The 17,245-nt window shown below is 73.3% G+C and carries 12 protein-coding genes and 3 pseudogenes; 12 read left to right on the forward strand and 3 right to left on the reverse strand.

Annotation, left to right across the window (positions count from 1 at the left end):
* Nucleotides 1-457: 457 nt before the first annotated feature.
* Nucleotides 458-604, reverse strand: a complete 147-nt coding sequence (locus tag ACFYWQ_RS18545; RefSeq protein WP_389518353.1) for a hypothetical protein — start codon at nt 602-604, stop codon at nt 458-460.
* Between ACFYWQ_RS18545 and ACFYWQ_RS18550 the strand changes: the two are divergent.
* The 12 genes and pseudogenes from ACFYWQ_RS18550 to ACFYWQ_RS18605 form a co-directional block, all read left to right on the forward strand.
* Nucleotides 552-1,067, forward strand: a pseudogene (locus ACFYWQ_RS18550) (extracellular solute-binding protein); the annotation flags it as partial. The gene ACFYWQ_RS18545 and the pseudogene ACFYWQ_RS18550 overlap by 53 nt on opposite strands.
* Nucleotides 1,068-1,137: 70 nt before the next feature.
* A pseudogene (locus ACFYWQ_RS18555) lies at nt 1,138-1,659 on the forward strand (extracellular solute-binding protein); the annotation flags it as partial.
* Complete coding sequence (locus tag ACFYWQ_RS18560; protein ID WP_389518322.1) at nt 1,656-2,633, forward strand: carbohydrate ABC transporter permease; 978 nt, start codon at nt 1,656-1,658, stop codon at nt 2,631-2,633. The pseudogene ACFYWQ_RS18555 and the gene ACFYWQ_RS18560, both read left to right, overlap by 4 nt.
* Nucleotides 2,634-2,713: 80 nt before the next feature.
* A complete protein-coding gene (locus ACFYWQ_RS18565; RefSeq protein ID WP_389517792.1) occupies nt 2,714-3,595 on the forward strand; it encodes a carbohydrate ABC transporter permease in 882 nt (293 codons plus the stop codon).
* A gap of 26 nt (nt 3,596-3,621) precedes the next feature.
* Nucleotides 3,622-4,800, forward strand: coding sequence for a LacI family DNA-binding transcriptional regulator (locus ACFYWQ_RS18570; RefSeq protein WP_389517794.1), 1,179 nt, complete (start codon nt 3,622-3,624; stop codon nt 4,798-4,800).
* A complete protein-coding gene (locus ACFYWQ_RS18575) occupies nt 4,797-5,813 on the forward strand; it encodes a Gfo/Idh/MocA family protein (protein WP_389517796.1) in 1,017 nt (338 codons plus the stop codon). Before ACFYWQ_RS18570 ends, ACFYWQ_RS18575 begins: the two co-directional genes overlap by 4 nt.
* Entirely contained in the window at nt 5,806-6,528 is a 723-nt protein-coding gene (locus ACFYWQ_RS18580) for a hypothetical protein (RefSeq protein ID WP_389517798.1), read from the forward strand. The genes ACFYWQ_RS18575 and ACFYWQ_RS18580 overlap by 8 nt, the downstream gene beginning before the upstream one ends.
* Nucleotides 6,529-6,832: 304 nt before the next feature.
* The gene (locus ACFYWQ_RS18585) at nt 6,833-7,726 is read left to right on the forward strand and encodes an SIS domain-containing protein (RefSeq protein WP_389517800.1); all 894 of its coding nucleotides are present in this window, start codon (nt 6,833-6,835) and stop codon (nt 7,724-7,726) included.
* Nucleotides 7,727-7,865: 139 nt separating this feature from the next.
* Complete coding sequence (locus ACFYWQ_RS18590; protein WP_389517802.1) at nt 7,866-8,726, forward strand: class II fructose-bisphosphate aldolase; 861 nt, start codon at nt 7,866-7,868, stop codon at nt 8,724-8,726.
* 163 nt (nt 8,727-8,889) lie between these two features.
* Nucleotides 8,890-11,844, forward strand: coding sequence for a polysaccharide lyase family 8 super-sandwich domain-containing protein (locus tag ACFYWQ_RS18595; protein ID WP_389517804.1), 2,955 nt, complete (start codon nt 8,890-8,892; stop codon nt 11,842-11,844).
* 300 nt (nt 11,845-12,144) lie between these two features.
* Entirely contained in the window at nt 12,145-12,915 is a 771-nt protein-coding gene (locus ACFYWQ_RS18600; RefSeq protein WP_389517806.1) for a cobalt-precorrin-6A reductase, read from the forward strand.
* A gap of 7 nt (nt 12,916-12,922) precedes the next feature.
* Nucleotides 12,923-13,270, forward strand: a pseudogene (locus ACFYWQ_RS18605) (Fe-Mn family superoxide dismutase); the annotation flags it as partial.
* 277 nt (nt 13,271-13,547) lie between these two features.
* On the opposite strand, the gene ACFYWQ_RS18610 reads toward ACFYWQ_RS18605, so the two are convergent.
* On the reverse strand, nt 13,548-15,194 hold the full coding sequence (locus ACFYWQ_RS18610; protein ID WP_389517808.1) for a helix-turn-helix domain-containing protein: 1,647 nt from the start codon (nt 15,192-15,194) through the stop codon (nt 13,548-13,550).
* Nucleotides 15,191-16,747 (reverse strand): bifunctional 3-(3-hydroxy-phenyl)propionate/3-hydroxycinnamic acid hydroxylase, encoded by a 1,557-nt coding sequence (locus ACFYWQ_RS18615; RefSeq protein WP_389517810.1) that lies wholly within the window; start codon nt 16,745-16,747, stop codon nt 15,191-15,193. Before ACFYWQ_RS18615 ends, ACFYWQ_RS18610 begins: the two co-directional genes overlap by 4 nt.
* Nucleotides 16,748-17,245: the final 498 nt, after the last annotated feature.

A 17,245-nucleotide genomic window follows, 5' to 3' on the forward strand; every position in this document is an offset into this window, starting at 1 on the left:
GAACGGGTGGTGTCGGCTGCCGAGACGCCCGAAATCTTTGGCGCGAAGCAGTCTCCCAGTCAACTGTTTCAGCAATATGAATGGGGCACTGCATTGGACGCCGCAGTGTGACGAGTGGGGAGAGCGGTCCGAATGCACCGGCATGATCGCGGAGTCATACGCAATTCATTACGGATAACTCCCGTTGACTGCCCGATGGACCGGAACCAATCATTTGGTCATTCCTCCTCTCGCTTCAGGCCATCACCGGCCACCACCACAGGAGCGCGCCCATGTTCGCTGAAAGAACGCCCGCGGTCACCCGGGAGCACGGCCGGCCCCTCGGCCGGAGCCCCCTCGTCGCCCGTTCCCTCAGCCGGCGTTCCGTCCTAGGGACCGCCCTCGCCGCCACGGCCGGGCTGGCCACCGGCTGCGGCAACGGCTCCTCGGCCTCCGGGGACGGCTCCTCCTCGTTCACCTACTGGTCCATGTGGAAGCAGGACGAACCGCAGGCCGACGTCCTGCGGGCGGCGATCGACCGGTTCACCGAGGACACCGGGGTCGAGGTGAGCGTGGAGTGGAAGGGCCGCCAGGTCGTCCAGCAGCTCGCACCGACCCTGAACACCTCCAACGTCCCGGCCGACCTGGTCGACTCCGCCGACCGGTTCGCCTACGCCCAGTTGTACGCGACCGGCCAGGCCCTCGACCTCGGCCCCGTGCTCGACCTCGCCGTCCACGGCGAGAGCGGCAACACCGTCGGCGGCGTCGTCCCGGCCAAGTACCGCGACCTGAACACCACCGACGGCGTCCTGTGGCAACTGCCGTACGAGGTGGTCACCACCCAGATCTGGTACGACGGCCACGCCCTGCCCGATGTCGCCGCCAACCCCCCGGCCACCTGGGACGACTTCGCCGAGCTGCTGGCCGTCCGGCGCCGCAGGCGCGGTGACGGCCCGCTCGCCCTGGACGGTGACATCGCCGATTACGCCGCCTACTGGACGTACTACGCGGTCCTGCGCGGCCTCGGCCCCGGCGCGTTCGGCAAGGCGGCCACCGACCGGAGCGGCGCGCTGCTGAAGGCCGACGGCTTCGTGGCGGCCCTGTCGAGGATCGAGGACCTGGTCGCCGGCGGCGACTTCACCAACCAAGGGCTACGACGGCTCCAAGTGGCCGGCCGTGCAGCAGAAGTGGGCCAAGGGCAGGTCGGACTTCCTGCTGCTGGGCACCTTCGCGCCGAGCGAGACCGCGGAGTTCGCGGGCTCCGGCTTCACCTACCGGTCCTTCCCGTTCCCGGCGTTCACCTCGGGCGGGGACGCCTCCCAGGACATCTCCCTGATCGGTTTCTCCATCCCGAAGAAGGCGCGCAACGCCGCCGCCGCGCAGAAGTTCCTCGCCTACTTCTTCGCCAAGAAGCACCTGGAGGGCATCTCCACCAAGGCCAAGAACCTCACCCCGCGCGCCGACATCGCCGCTCCCGCCGAACTCGCCGACGCGCAGAAGGCCCTGGAGTCGCGCGACGTCGTCAAGACGCTGGACGGTGTGAAGGAGACCGCGGCCGAGTGGTACACCAAGGTGTTCCAGCCGCTGAACACCACCTTCCTCACCGGCGGCCTCACCGCGAAGGCCTTCGCGCAGAAACTGGCCGACGACTCCGCGGGCTACTGGAAGACGGCCGCGTGAGCGCCACCGACACCGCCCGGGTCACCGCGCCCGGCCGCGCCCGCACCGGACGGCGCCCCGCCCCCGTCCGGGCGGAGGGCCGGCCCAGCCCCCTGACCGCCCGCCGCCGCCGGCTGTTCTGGCCGCTGCTGCTGCCGGCCGCCGGGGTCTACGTCGTCTTCTTCGCCGGACCCTCGCTGTACACGCTGTGGCTCAGCCTCAACGAGTGGGCGGGCGCGGGCCCGATGACCTTCGTCGGCCTGGACAACTACCGCCGCATGTTCCAGGACCCGACGTTCCACCACGCCTTCGCCAACACTCTGTGGATCATCCTCGGTGTGGGCGGGCTGACCTTCCTGGTCTCGTTCGTGCTGACGATGTTCCTGCGCGACATGAAGGGCCGCAAGGCGGCCCGGTCGATCCTGTTCTTCCCCAACATCGTGCCCAGCGTGGTGCTGGCGATCCTGTGGGGGTTCCTGTTCCAGAGCGACGGCCTGGTCGACGCCGTCGCCCGGCTGGCGGGCGTCGACGACCCGCCCAACTGGCTCGGCCAGGAACACCTGTTCTCCGTCATCATGGTCGGCCTGGTGTGGACGTCGACCGGCTTCTACACCACCATCCTGATGGCCGCCGTCGACCAGATCCCGCCCGAGCTGTACGAGGACTGCGAACTGGCCGGCGCCAACGCGCTGCAGAAGTTCCGGCACGTCACCCTCCCGCTGATGTGGGACGTGGTCGGGGTGTGCGCCGTGCTGTGGACCATCTCCGCGGTCAAGGTCTTCGAGTTCATCTACGCCTTCGCCGGCGCCGCCGGCCAGATGCCCGACACCGGCGTCTGGAACACCGCCCTCTACACCTACGGCGAGGCCTTCGCCTCCGGCGGCGTCCCCCGCTACGGCTCCGCCGCCGCGAGCGCCGTGGTGATGCTCGCCCTGGTCGGCGTGCTCGTCGTCCTCATCCGCCGGGTCATGCGCCGCGACACCGTGCAGTTCTGACCCCGGCCCGTTCCCGCTCCCGCCCTCACGTCCGCATCCCGCCCCCACGTCCGCGTCCCGCCCTCACGGAGGTCCCCCCGATGGCCGTCGTCAGTCCCGGCCGGAGCCCCGGCCCGCTCACCCGCCGGCTGCGCCGCCTCACCGTGGGCCGTGTCGCCGGAGTCCCCCTGGTGTGGCTGTTCGCCGCCTTCAACGTGCTGACGGGACTGTGGCTGCTGCTGTCCTCGGTGAAGAGCGCCGACGACATCTTCAGCTCCCCCTGGGCCCTCCCGGCCACCTTCCACTGGGACAACTACGCCCGCGCGTGGACGGGCGGGCTGTTCGGCCGGGCCGCCGCCAACACCGTGGCCGTGGTCGGCGGCACCGCCGTCCTCACCGTGCTGCTGGCCGCGCCCGCCGCGTACGTCCTCAGCCGGGTCACCACCCGCCTGAGCGGACCGTTCACCCTGTTCTTCGCGCTCGGTCTCGGCATCCCGGCCCAGGTGGTGATGCTGCCGCTGTTCGTCGTCATGAACCAGCTCCAGCTGGTCGACAGCCTGTTCGGGCTGATCGTGGTCTACGTGGCGACCTCGCTGCCGTTCGCGGTGTTCTTCCTCACCGGCTTCTTCACCACCCTCCCCGTCGAACTGGAGGAGGCCGCCGCCCTCGACGGCGCGTCCCCCTTCCGCACCTTCTGGCAGGTCATGCTGCCGCTGGCGCGCGGCGGACTGGTCACCGTGCTGATCCTCAACGTCATCCAGCACTGGGGCGAGACCGTCTTCGCGCTGGTCTTCGTCCAGAGCACCGACCACCAGACCCTGTCCCTCGCCCTCCTCGGACTGCTCCAGCAGATGCAGTACAACGGCGCCGACTGGGGCGGCCTGTTCGCCGGAGTCGCCATCGTGATCCTTCCGGTGCTCGCCGCCTACATCTGGCTGGGCCGACGGATCATCGAGGGAATGACCGTCGGCTCCGTCAAGTGAGCCGCACCCCGGGGGGACCGACGACCGTGAACACCGACAGCGCGACCCGCGACCTGAAGTTCCGCCGGCTCGCCGCCGAACTGCGGCAGCGGCTCCTCCAGGGCGTCTGGCCGGCCGACTCCCGGCTGCCCACCGAGAAGGAACTCGCCCACACCAGCGGCACCTCGGTCTCCACCGTGCGCCGCGCCGTGGACGAACTGGTCGCCGAGGGACTGGTGGTACGGCGCCAGGGCTCCGGCACCTTCGTGGTGCCGCCGAACACGCCCGCCCCGGGCCGGGCCCTGGTCGGCGTGATCGTCCCCGACACCGCGTTCTACTACCCGAAGGTCCTGCACGGCATCGAGGAGACCCTGTCCGCCGCCGGTGCCCGGCTGCTGTTCGCCTGCTCCGGCTACGACCAGGCCCGCGAGGCCGAGGACCTGCGGGACATGCTGGACGCGGGCGTCGACGGGCTGCTCGTCGTCCCCACCCTCAACGGCCCCGTACCGGCCGCCGACTGTCTGGCCCGGCTGGCCGCGATGCCGGTGCCGACGGTCCTCGTCGAACGCCGGGCCACCTCCCTCGCCGACACCAACACCTCCGTCTGCACCCACCACGAGGCCGGCGCCTACGACGCCGTCCGCCACCTCGCCGCCCTCGGCCACCGCCGGCTCGGCCTGGTGCTGCGCGACTTCAGCCCCACCACCGGCCCGGTGGCCGACGGATTCCACCAGGCCGTACGCGAACTCGGCGCGAGCAGCACCGAGTTCCGCGCCGCCCGCCAGGAGTGGAGTCCGGCGGTGGCCGACCGCTGCCTGGCCGCGTTGCGCGCGGCCGGCGCCACCGCCGCCGTCTGCTTCGGCGACCGGCAGGCCGCCCTGCTGCTCGCCGCCGCCCGCCGGGCCGGCCTCACCGTCCCCGGCGGCCTCGCCCTGGTCGCCTACGACGACGAGATCGCCGACCTCGCCGACCTGCCGCTCACCGCGGTCGCGCCGCCCAAGGAACAGCTGGGCCGGATCGCCGCCCGGACCCTGCTGCGGCGCCTCGACGACCCCGCCCGGCCCGGCGGCCGGGTCCTGCTCCGCCCCACCATCACCGTCCGGCAGTCCTGCGGAGCGGCGGCCGCCGCCGCCCGGGCCGCACTCACCCCCTCCGGTACCGGCGCGGCCGCCGTCGAGACGCCCGCCCCGCCACCGGCTCCGACCCTCGAGGAGAGCACCCCGTGACCGACATCCGGCTCGGCCTGATCGGCGCGGGCGCCGTCGGCGTCCTGCACGCCGACGCGGCCGCCGCCACCCCCGGCGTGCGGGTCACCGCGGTCTGCGACCTCGACGCCGGCACCGCCCGCCGCGTGGCCGGCCCCCTGGACGCCCCCGTCTTCACCGACCACCGCGCGCTCATCGCCTCCGGGCTGGTGGACGCCGTCGTCGTCAACACCCCCCACGCCCTGCACACCGGCATCGTCACCGACGCCGCCGGGGCCGGACTGCACGTGCTGGTCGAGAAGCCGATGGCGACCAACGCCGAGGACTGCGCCCTGATGGAGGCCGCCTGCGAGGCCGCCGGCGTACTGCTGGTCGTCGGCCACATCCAGCACTTCCTGCCGCCCGTGGCCGCCGCCAAGGCCGCCGTCGACGCGGGCGCGATCGGCAGGATCCTCGCCGTCCACGACTGGCGCGCCACCGACTACCGCCCCGGCAGCCGCCCCGCCTGGTTCTTCGACCCGGCCGTCTCCGGCGGCGGCGTGTTCATCAACATCGGCACCCACTGCGTGGACCGGCTGCTGTGGCTCACCGGCAGCCGCGCGGTCGCGGTCACCGCCACCGCCGCGACCCGGGGCGGGCTGCCCGTGGAGACCGACGTCCTGGCCCGGCTGGAGCTGGCCGACGGGACGGCCGGCCACATCACCGTCACCAGCGCCCTGCTGCCGCCCCGCGACGAACTCACCCTGATCGGCGAACGCGGCACCCTCCTCGTCTCCCGCGGCGTCGGCACCCGGCTCCACCCCGACGACGGCTCCGCCCCCGTGCTGCTGGCCGCCGAGTCCGAGGACGACGTCCCGGTCGCCTTCCGCGACCAGCTCACGGCCTTCGCCGGGGCGGTGCGCGGGGAACGGCCCTGCGCGGTCACCGCCGCCTACGGCCGCCGGGTCGTCCGGACCGTCGAGGCCGTGTACGCCGCCTGCGCCACCGGGGAACGCCAGGTCCTCGGCGGTCCGGTGGAGGTGCCCGTTGGCTGAGCCCACCGAAGGGGCCGCCGTCCCCCGGGAACCGGAGTCCGGCACGCTCGGCCGCCCCGACGCCGGCGTCCGGGAGGCGACCCGGCCGGCCCGCGCCCCCGGCCGCACCGCGGCGGAACCGCGCCGCGACCCGCCCGAGAACCTGCTCACCCCCACCTCCCCACCCGCCGAACGAGCCCGACTCACCGCCCTGCCGCGGGACACCGGGGCACGGCCCCTGCGGCCGGCCGCGTCCGTCCGGGTCGCCGACGACACCCTGACCGACGTGGCGTGCTTCCGTGCGCCGAGCGTGCAGGCCGTGCTGGCCGAGCCGCCCGTGCTGGCTGAGCCGCCCGCGCTGGCCGCGCTGGCCGTGCTGGCTGAGCCGCCCGTGCTGGCTGAGCCGCCCGTGCTGGCTGAGCCGCCCGCGCTGGCCGCGCCGCCCGCGCCGCCCGCGCTGGCCGAGCCGGCCGAGCCGGCGGCCGGTGCCGGGGCGGCGGGCGTCCGGGGCTTGCCGGGCGCGGACCTCCCCGGCCCCGGCGCGGTCCCGCTGGACGCCGTACCGGTGGCCCTCGCGGGGGTGGGCCACCCGGGCCACCTCGGCCTGGAGCGGGAGCGGGAGCGGGAGCGGCGCTGGTGCCCGGACATCCCCGCGCTGCCCGAGGCGCCGGCACGGACCGCGCGGGCCCTGGGGCTCCGGGCCGACGCCCCGACGACACCGGACGACAGGACCTAGACCGGCGTACCGCCGCGTGCCGCCGTACGCCCACTCCGCCCCGCCCGCCCACCTCGCCGTACGCCCGCGTGACCGCCCTGCCCGCACATCCCGTCGTACGCCCGCAGGCCCGGCCTGCCCGCACACCCCGCCGTACACCCGCCCTGCCCGGCCGCCCCGCCGTACGCCCGCAGGCCGCTCCGCAGCACCTCCCGCCTACGCACCTCCGCCCGCTCCCTGCTTCCCTCCCGCACCCGTCCATCCGCCGCCTGCCCGCCCGGCCCGGACGAGCCGCCCTGTCGTCCTCCTCCTGAAAGGAACCCCCGTGTCGCACACCCTGGACGAGATCGCCACCCAGCCCGAGTGCTGGCTGCGCGCCGCCGAGGCCGCCGTGGAGGCCGCCGACGCGCTGCCGCAGCCCGGCGAGGACGTCGCCGTAATCGGCTGCGGCACCTCGCTGTACATGGCGCGTTCCTACGCCGTCCTGCGCGAGGAGGCCGGCCACGGCCGGACCGACGCCTTCGCCGCCTCACAGTTCCCGGCCCGCCGCCGCTACGACCGGATCCTCGCCCTCACCCGGTCCGGCACCACCACCGAAGTCCTGCGGCTGATCGAGGAGTCGGGCAGGACCGGTGGCGCCACCACGCCGGTCACCGCGATCACCGCCGACGGGGCCACCCCGGTCGCCGCCTCGGCGGGGCGGGTCGTGGTGCTGCCGTTCGCCGACGAACGGTCCGTCGTGCAGACCCGGTTCGCGACCACCGCCCTCGCCCTGCTCCGCGCCCATCTCGGCGAGGACCTCGGCCGGGCGGTCGAGGACGCCCGGGGCGCCCTGCTCGAACCGGTGGACCCGGCGCTGGTCGCGGCGGAGCAGTTCACCTTCCTCGGCGACGGCTGGACCTGCGGACTCGCCGACGAGGCCGCGCTGAAGATGCGGGAGGCGGCCGGCTCCTGGACCGAGAGCTACCCGGCGATGGAGTACCGCCACGGCCCGATCAGCATCGCCGCCCCGGGCCGCGCCGTCTGGGTGTTCGGGCAGGTGCCCGCCGGACTGGACGAGGACATCGCCCGCACCGGCGCCGCCCTGGTCCGCTCCGGCGGACTCGACCCGCTCGCCGACCTGATCCGCGCCCAGCGGCTGGCCGTGGCCCGGGCGGAGGCGGCCGGACTGGACCCGGACCGGCCGCGCGGCCTGACCCGTTCCGTCGTCCTCGGCTGACCGGAGGACCCGGAGATGTCCCCTGTGACGCCGCGCGGCGGCCCGCCGCCCGGACCGGCGGTCGCCGTATCCGACCCGGCCGCCGACCCGGCCGTCGACTCGGCCGCCATGCCCCTCTCGTAAGGACCAGGAGATCCCCATGCCCCTCGTGGGAACCGGAACGCTCGCCACCACGGCCGCCGCCGAGGGCCGCGGGCTCGGCGCCTTCAATGTGATCCAGCTCGAACACGTCACCGCGATCGTGGCCGCCGCCGAGGAGGCGGGGTGCCCGGTGGTGCTCCAGATCAGCGAGAACACCGTCCGCTACCACGGTGCCCTGCGCCCGCTCGCCAGTGCCGCGCTCTCCGCCGCCGAGGACGCCCGGGTCGCGGTCTCGGTCCACCTCGACCACGCCGTGTCGCCCGCGCTGGTCGAGGAGGCCGTCGCGCTCGGCGTCCCGTCGGTGATGTACGACGCCTCCGCCCTGCCCTACGCCGAGAACGTCGCCGCGACCGCCGCCCTGGCCGAGCGCTGCCGCCGGCGCGGGGTGTGGGTGGAGGCCGAACTGGGCGAGATCGGCGGCAAGGACGGCGCCCACGCCCCCGGTGTGCGCACCGACCCGGCCGAGGCCGCCGCGTTCGTCGCCGCCACCGGGGTCGACGGGCTGGCCGTCGCCGTCGGCACCTCGCACGCGATGCTCACCCGGGACGCGGCACCCGACTTCGCGCTGATCCGCGTGCTGCGGGCGGCGGTCCCGGTGCCGCTGGTCCTGCACGGCTCCTCCGGGGTCGGTGACGCGGGCCTGATGGCGGCGGTCGCCGCCGGAATGACGAAGATCAACATCTCCACTCATCTCAACTCCCGCTTCACCAGGGCCGTCCGGGAGGACCTGGAGGCCCACCCCCGCTCCGTGGACCCCCGCCGCTACCTCGGCGCGGGCCGGGACGCGGTCACCACGGAGACCGCCCGTCTGCTGCGTCTGCTGGACCGGCCGGCCCGGGAGCCCGCCACCCGCTCCTGATCGCGCCGCCGGCCCCCTCTCCCGGGCGACCGTCTCCCCGGGCCCTCTCCCCGTCCCACGTCTCCTCCCCTCCCCGTCCTCCCCTCCCCGTCCGCCCCTCCACGCGCCCGCCGCCCGCCACCCCCCCCCGGAACATCCCACGCCTCGCGAACGGAGTGTCACCGTGTCCGCAAAGCTCCCGCAGGTCACCACATCCCCGGTCGGGTCCCCCGGCGCGCCCCTGGGCCGCCGGGGGTTCCTCACCGCCACCGCGCTGGCGCTCGCCGGTCTGGCCGGCGCCCTCCCCCTCGGCCCCGGCGCGGCACCCGCCCACGCCGACGACACCGGCACCTCCGACCCGTACGAGACCCTGCGCCTGCTGTGGGCGGAGATCCTCACCGGCGGCGCGATCGACCCCGACGACGACGCCTACACCACCGCGCTGACCGCCGTCTCCGACACCGCCACCACCCTGTGGAACACCCTCGCCCCGGACTCCACCACCCCCTCCCTCTGGCCGGGCGTCCCCCTCGTCCTCACCACCCCGGCCAACATGACCACCACGAGCAAGCGACTCGCCTCGCTGGCCACGGCGTACGCCACCCCGGGCACGGCCGCCACCGACGGCAGCGGGCGCACCCTGTACCAGAACGCGTCGCTCGGCCAGGCGATCGTGGACGGACTGGACTTCGTGTGCGCCGAGATCTACGGCGCGTCCACCACCGAGACCGGCAACTGGTGGGAGTGGGAGGTCGGTTCGCCCCAGGCCCTGCTCAACGCCGCCGTCCTGGTGAGGCCGTCGCTGTCCACCGCGCAGCTGGACGCGCTGCTCGCCGCGGTCGACCACTTCGTGCCGGACCCGACCCTCAACCGGTACGGCACCGACCGCACCACCTCCACCGGAGCCAACCGCGTCGACCTCTGCCAGGTGGTCGCCCTGCGCGGGGTGCTCGGCGCGAACTCCGAGCGTCTGAGCGCCGCCGTCGCCGCGCTCTCCGACGTCTTCCCGTACGTCACCTCGGGCGACGGGCTCTACGCCGACGGCTCGTTCGTGCAGCACACCTGGATCCCCTACACCGGGACCTACGGCATGGTGATGCTGCGCGGGCTCGGCGTGCTGTTCCAGCTGACGGACGGCTCCGACTGGGCGGTCACCGACCCGGCCACCGCGCACATCTTCGACTCGGTGGACACGGCCTTCCGGCCCTGGGTGTGGAACGGGCTGTGCATGGACGCGGTACGCGGCCGGGCGATCAGCCGCCCCGCCGAAACCGACTTCTACGACGGCAACCTGATCACCCAGTCGGTGCTGCGCGCCGCCGAGTCCGCGCCCGACGCCGAACAGGCCGCCCGCTTCCGGAGCCTGGCCAAGGGCTGGATCACCCGGGGCGAGGCGGTCGCGCCGTTCGCGGCCACCGCGAGCGTCGCCGGGATCGCCCTGGCCCGCCCGGTACTGGAGGACTCCTCGGTGCCGGCGGCCGAGGAGGGCGAGGGACACGTCCAGTTCCCGTCGATGGACCGGGTGGTGCACCGCAGGGACGGCTGGGCCTACGCCCTCGCCATGTCCTCGTCCCGGACCGCGCGCTACGAGTGCATCAACGGGGAGAACCTCCACGGCTGGCACACCGGCGACGGCATGGGCTACCTCTACCTGGCCTCCGACCTGACCCACCACACCGACGGCTACTGGCCCACCGCCGACCCCTACCGGCTGCCCGGGACCACGGTCGACACCCTCACCCTCGCGGACGGCGCCGGCACCGGCACCCGGTCCGCCGCGACCTGGTGCGGCGGGGCGAGCCTGGCCGGCGCGTACGGCTGTGTGGGCATGGACTTCCGGCAGTACGGGTCCACGCTGACCGCGCGGAAGTCCTGGTTCCTGCTCGACGACGCGGTGGTCTGCGTCGGCTCGGCGATCACCGGGGGCAGCGGCGCCGAGGTGGTAACGGTCGTGGAGAACCGCAATCTGCACGAGTCCGGCGGCAACGCGCTCACCGTGGACGGCACCACCGTGTCCGGTACCGCCGGCTGGTCGGACACCGTGACCGTGTCGTCCTGGGCGCACCTGGAGGGGGTGGGCGGCTACCTCTTCCCCGGCGGCGCCACCGTACAGGCCGCCCGTACGGACCGCACCGGTACCTGGAGCGGCATCAACACCCTGAACGGCACGGCCGAACAGCTCACCCGGCAGTACGTCTCCCTCTGCCTGCCGCACGGCACCGCGCCCTCGGCCGCCTCCTACGCCTACGTGCTGCTGCCGGGCTTCAGCCGTGCGCGGACCGAGGCCCGGGCCGCCGCACCCACGGTCACGGTCCTGGCGAACACCGCCGTGGCGCACGCGGTCCGGGACGAGACGAGCGGGGTGATCGCGGCCAACTTCTTCGCCGCGGGCAGCGCGGGCGGCATCACCGTCTCGGCGCCCTGTTCCGTCATCACCCGGCAGCACGAGGGGCGGCTGACGATCGGGATCTCCGACCCCACCCGGGCCTCGGGGACGGTCACCGTCACCCTCTCGGTGGCCGGCACCCCGGTCGACGCGGACGACGCGATCACCGTCGCCTCCGCCTCGCCCGTCCTCACCCTGTCCGTCGACCTCTCCGGCACGGCCGGCACCACCCGGGAGGCGACCTTCACCCTGGCCTCGGCCGCGCTGGCACCGGTCGCCGACGCCTACGTCCGCGACGGGTCGTACGCCGGCACCGCCTACGGGACGGCGACCACCCTGGTGATCAAGAACGCGAGCGGCAGCGGCTACAACCGGCAGGCCTACCTGACCTTCGACACCTCGCCGGTCCTCGGCACGATCACCGCCGCCACCCTCTCGGTGTACGGGTATGTCTCCGACTCCGGCGGCACCTCGGCCACGCTCACCGCGCACGCGGTGACCGACACGGGGTGGACCGAGTCCGGGCTCACCTGGGACACCAAGCCCGCCCTGGGCACGGCCCTGTCGAGCGACGTCGCCACCACGACCAAGTCCACCCTCACCTTCGACGTGACCGCCCACGTCGTCCAGGAAGCCGGCGGACGGGTGTCGCTGGCCCTCGCCGAGGACGCTCCCGGGCTCGCGGTGATCCTCAACTCCCGTGAGAACAGCGTCAGTCCGCCGGTCCTCACGCTCACCCTGGCCGACGGCTGACCGACCCCGTAGGCACGGGCGGGCACGGGCGGCCGGTCCACGCACACCTGCCCCGTTCGACGCGGCCCCGCGAGAGGGCCGCCGGCGCCTCGGGGCCCGGCGTGGCCGGTCCCCCTGTCGCACCCATGACGCCGGCGTGGACCGGCCCACCGCCCGGACCGGTCCACGCCCGCCCGCCCCGACGAGCCGGTCATCCGCGATGTGCCAGAGTGGGGCACTGCGACCGCCCGTCGCCGTCGCCTTCCCCTTCGCCTCGACGACACCCTGCGCATCACTGCCCCTGAACGGATCCGGACTCGCGTGCACGTACTGATACTCGGCGGGACCACGGAGGCCCGCCGTCTCGCCGAGCTGCTCCACGGCGTTCCCGGCCTGGAACTGACCAGCTCCCTCGCCGGGCGGGTCGCGAGCCCCCGACTGCCTCCGGGCCGGGTCCGCGTCGGCGGCTTCGGCGGAGCGGAGGGGCTGACGGCGTGGCTGCGCGAGCACGCGGTCGACGCGCTCGTCGACGCCACCCACCCCTTCGCCGGGACGATCGGTTTCCACGCGGCGCGGGCCGCCGCCACCGCCGGTGTCCCCCTGCTCGCCCTGCGCCGCCCAGGCTGGGTCCCGGCCGAGGGCGACGACTGGCACGAGGCCGATTCACTGGAACACGCGGCGCGGCTGCTGCCCGTCCTCGGCCGGCGCGTGTTCCTCACCACCGGGCGGATGGGCCTCGCCGCCTTCGCCGCCTCGGACGGTCTCCGGTTCCTCGTCCGGTCCGTCGACGCTCCCGAGCCCCCGTACCCGCTCCACATGGACGTGCTGCTGGAGCGCGGTCCCTTCACCCTCGACGGCGAACGCGAACTGCTGCGCCGCCACCGCATCGACGTCGTCGTGACGAAGGACAGCGGGGGAGCGGCCACCGCACCGAAACTGATCGCCGCCCGCGAGGCGGGGATCCCCGTGGTCGTGGTGCGCAGGCCTCCCGTGCCCGAGGGCGTCGCGGTGGTTCCCGACCCGGAACAGGCCGCCCAGTGGATCGAGGAACGCCGGGGCCGACACCTGCCGGGCCGCCCCCGCCAGTCCTGACGCGAACAAGCTCACCGACGCCCTCGCCGGCGCCTTCGGCTCGTTCACCCACTTCAAGGCTCAGCTGTCCAAGGCGTCGGCCACCACTCAGGGTTACGGCTGGGGCCTCCTCGCCTACGAGCCGCTCAGCGGCCGGCTGATCGTCGAGCAGTCTCACGACCACCAGGGCAACATCGGCCAGGGCTCCACCCCGATCCTCGTCTTCGACGCCTGGGAGCACGCCTTCCACCTCCAGTACAAGAATCAGAAGGTCGACTTCATCGAGGCGATGTGGCAGGTCGTCAACTGCCAGGACGGGGCCAAGCGCTACGCGGCCGCCAAGGAGCGCGGTGACAGCCTGCTGCTCACGCCCTGACCGCCGGGCGGCGCACCCCCGATGTCCTGCTCGTGATCGTCTTCTCACCGGCACGCGCAGGCAGTGGAAGGAAGCGCTCCCGCGAGGACGTGCTCCCGGGAGCCCTTCCGCACAGCCAGGCACGCGCCTCACCGCGCCGCCGGCCTCGGCACCCCCAGGACGACCATGTCACCTCCCCGTGGAGTTCCGGCACACCGGTGCCCATGCCCCCGAGGGCCCCACATCCACCACATCCATCCACATCCACCACATCGGCGACTGCGCCCGAGGGAGCAGCTCAGCGAATGAACCGTTCGGGAAGGAGCCGCTGTGACCGCTGTTCGCCGAGCACCAACTCGGCGAACAGCGTGGCACCGTAGACCGACCTGTGGGTGTTGTCGCCGGTGACCTTGGTCAGAAGGTCGAACTTCTTCCAGATCCGCCCGACGGTGGACTTCGACAGTCCGGTGCGGGCCGCCATGGACGCCGGCGACCAGTGCGTGTCCTGGCCAGGCGTGGATTCCAGCGTCGCGACGACAACGTCCTCGACCTGGTCGAGCAGGATGGACGGCGGCCGACCGGGCCGCGGCTCGTCGACCAGACCGTCCAGCCGCCGCTTGACGAACCGGGCCCGCCAGCGGTTCACCGACTGCTCGCTCACACCGAGTTCGGCCGCCACCCGCTTGTTCGTCCCGCCCTCCGCGCACCGCAGCACGATCCTCGCGCGCACAGCCAGGAACTCTTGGCCCGCCTCGCCCAACACGTCAGCTGACAGGGCGCCACCGCCCCGCCCGCCCAGCGCAGCAACTCGGTGCATCCGTGATTTCAGGCGCGTCATACTAGCTGTCGATGTCCAGATGGTCGGTGAACCAGTCGGCGGTGAACGAGTCCCGCTCCGCGGCGTGGTTGTAAAGGGTGTGCTCCCCATCGGGCCAGGTGCGTACGGTCCTCGTCCCGGGGGCGGCTCCGCGCAGGAAGGGCTCCTGGTCCGAGTAGAGAGGGCGAGGGCATCACGGCCGCCGTGCAACAGGAGCAGTGGGCAGCCGATCCGGTGCTCGTCGGGGTCGAAACGGAGGCTGTTCATGATCCCGGAGACCTTGTCCAAGTCCTCGGTGCCGACGACGGCACTCATCTGTTCCCGGGCGGTCCGGAATTGCGGGACCGCCGGCGTCGCGGGGGCGCCGTTGACGACGACCGCGGCGACGCGCGAGTCGGCCGCGGCGAGATGGGCGGCGAACAGCCCTCCGAAACTCATGCCCTGGACACCGATGGGGCCGGTCAGGCGGGAGTCGGCCTCGACGAGGTCGAGGAAGCGGGCGAAGCCGTCGGTGACCCTCTCGTCGACGTACAGTCCGTGGGTCAGCCGCGAGGTGCCCTGCCCCGGGCCCTCGGCGAGCAGACAGGCCATGCCCCGGGCCGTGTAGGCGTCCGCGATCGGCGCGTAGGCCGCGCCCCACCCGCTGAGGCCGCCCCAGACGATGACCGTGGCGCGGGTCTCCCGGGTGCGCGGAAGGCAGAGCCAGCCGTTCAGGATGCCGTCGCGATACGGGACGGTGACCCGTTCGACGGCAGGTCCGCGGGACGTCCGGCAGGCAGCGGCCGAGGCGGTCGCGGCGGTGTGGCGGGCGTAGAGGTCGCGCTTGTCGGGTGTGTCCGTCTGATACGCCATCTGCGCGAACATGAACGCGGCGGCGGCGAACCGGTAGGACTGGTGGGCCGTGGTGTGGTGTCCGGCCGTCTCGGCCTGGCCGGCGCGCTCCAGCTGGGTCTCCGCGAGGATGACGGCGGAGTCCTGCCACTGCATTCCCGCGACCGTGTCGGAGAGGAGCTGCCGGGCGTCCGCGTGGTCCATGCCGTAGTCGACCAGCCGGGTGAAGGGCATGGCACGGTGCTGCGCAGCCACCAGGGCCGGGAGTTCCGGCATCGAGTGCTCGTCGGGTGTCATGCCGCTGCCTCGGTCCTCACAGCGAGCCGGGCGAGCAGGTCGTCGACCAGCGGACCGATCTCGCCGACATCGGTGGCGATACCGAAGAGGACGAAGTCGGGCCGCGCCAGGTAGGCGGTGGCGCCGAGTTCCCGCAGGTAGGGGGTATAGCGCTGGTCCAGGTCCTCGACGCCGTCCAGGGCGATCACGGCGCAGGCCAGGCTTTCCAGGCGCGCGAGCCGCTCGGGGCCGAGAGCCTCGGCCGGGTCCTGCGCGCAGACCAGGAGGAAGCCGTATCCGGTCAGGTCGTCGAGCCTGCCCTCCCGGCCGTCGGCCAGCCGGACGCGGCCCTGGGGGGTGAGGGTGCCCACCGGCGCGTTCGTCCCGGTGCGCAGGATGCCGCCGTTCAGCGGAGGGAACGGCGGAGGCGGGGGCACCTCGCCGGCGGCGAAGGCTGCGTCCCTGGCCGCCGCCTGTTCGACGTCGTGGAGGTTGGCGATCCGTCCGAGCCCGATCGCCGCATGGGTGATGGCTGTGACGTGCGGGCGGCGCTCGCTCTCATAGGTGTCCAGCAAGGTGGCCGGCGCCGAGCCCCGCAGGACCAGGTCCAGTTTCCAGGCCAGATTGGCGGCGTCGCGCAGCCCGCTGCAGGCGCCCTGGCCGAGGTAGGGCGGCATGGTGTGGGCGGCGTCGCCGGTCAGGAAGACCCGGCCTGATCGCCAGCGGGTCGCGATCCGCGCTTCGAAGGTGTACACCAACTGGCGTACGACACGCAGGTCTTCGGGGCCGAGGTCGTGGTGCTCACGAAGCAGGCGCCAGGCGGCCTCGGCTCCCGTCATGTCGTCCCGGTTCTCTCCCGGGAGCAGGGCGAACTCGAAGCGCTGGCGGGTGTGGCCGATGTTGATCGTCATGTGTCCGCGCGCCGGGTCGCAGTACTGCGTGCCGTGGGCGTACTCGGCCGGCTGCGGGCGCAGCCACTCGGTGTCGATGTTGAGCCACTGCTCGTTGAACCCGAAGTCCTGGCGCTCGACTTCGAGAAGTTCACGAACGCTGCTGCGGCTGCCGTCGGCCGCGATCACATACCGGGCGCGGACCTCGTCGTGGGGTCCGTCCGCGGTGACCGCCTCGGTGTTCCACCCGCGCAGCCGTAGGGTGACGCCGTCGTCGTCCTGTTCGAGGCCGGTGACTGCCCAGCCCTGGCGGACATCGACGCCTCCGTAACCGCGCAGACGCGTGTCGATGGCCTTCTCCACGTCGGGCTGGTACATCGAGATGTGGTCCGGGAAACCCATGCGGCCGTCCGGATCGGCCGGGATCTCCACGAGGACGTCGCCCTTGCCGTTGAGCCAGACGTAGTGGCAGGTGGACGAGTCCCGCAGCGCCTCATCGACGTCGGCCGACGCCTGGATCGTCCTGGCAGCCTCGTCGTCGATGTGGGTCAGCCGCGGCAGGCCGTACAGGCCGGGCCAGCGCTCGCAGACCACCACGCGGTGGCCCAGGCGGCCCAGTAGTGAGGCCGCGGTCAGGCCCGTCGGTCCGTAGCCGACGACGGCGATGTCGTAGATCGGGCTCATGAAGCACCTCCAGAGGAATCCCGCGCCGTTGCGAGGGTGAGGTGGGGGCGAAGGGGGGCGAGGATGCCGTGGCGGGCACGCGAAGGCGCCTCGACCTCATATGTGAGTTGTTATTCACATTGAATGTGAGTGGAGGTTCACATGTGGACTTCGCGCCTGTCAAGATGCGCGTCGGCAAAGATGAGGGGGCCGGCTTCCCCGCCACACGAAGCGGCCGCAGCGGGACCTGATCGCTGTGAGCGGGGAGGGCGCACCCGAAAGGCGATGGACCGGCGGACGGGAGGCGGTGCGAATTCGGAGCCGGCCCCACATCAGGCTCATCTCGGCCGCGGGAACGGCAGGGGCCCGCAAGCAGTTCCACGCGGCCACCCATGAGGCGCTCGACGCGCATGCGGCGAAAGCCGCCCCCGCCGCGCCGGCTTCCCCGTCACGAGCACGCCCCATGCTCTCCGGACGAGCCCTCAACGACACCGAGCCGCGTCCGTGCACCCGTGTGCC

This window comes from Streptomyces sp. NPDC003247, from assembly GCF_042888135.1.
In the GTDB taxonomy this organism is placed as follows: Bacteria; Actinomycetota; Actinomycetes; order Streptomycetales; family Streptomycetaceae; genus Streptomyces.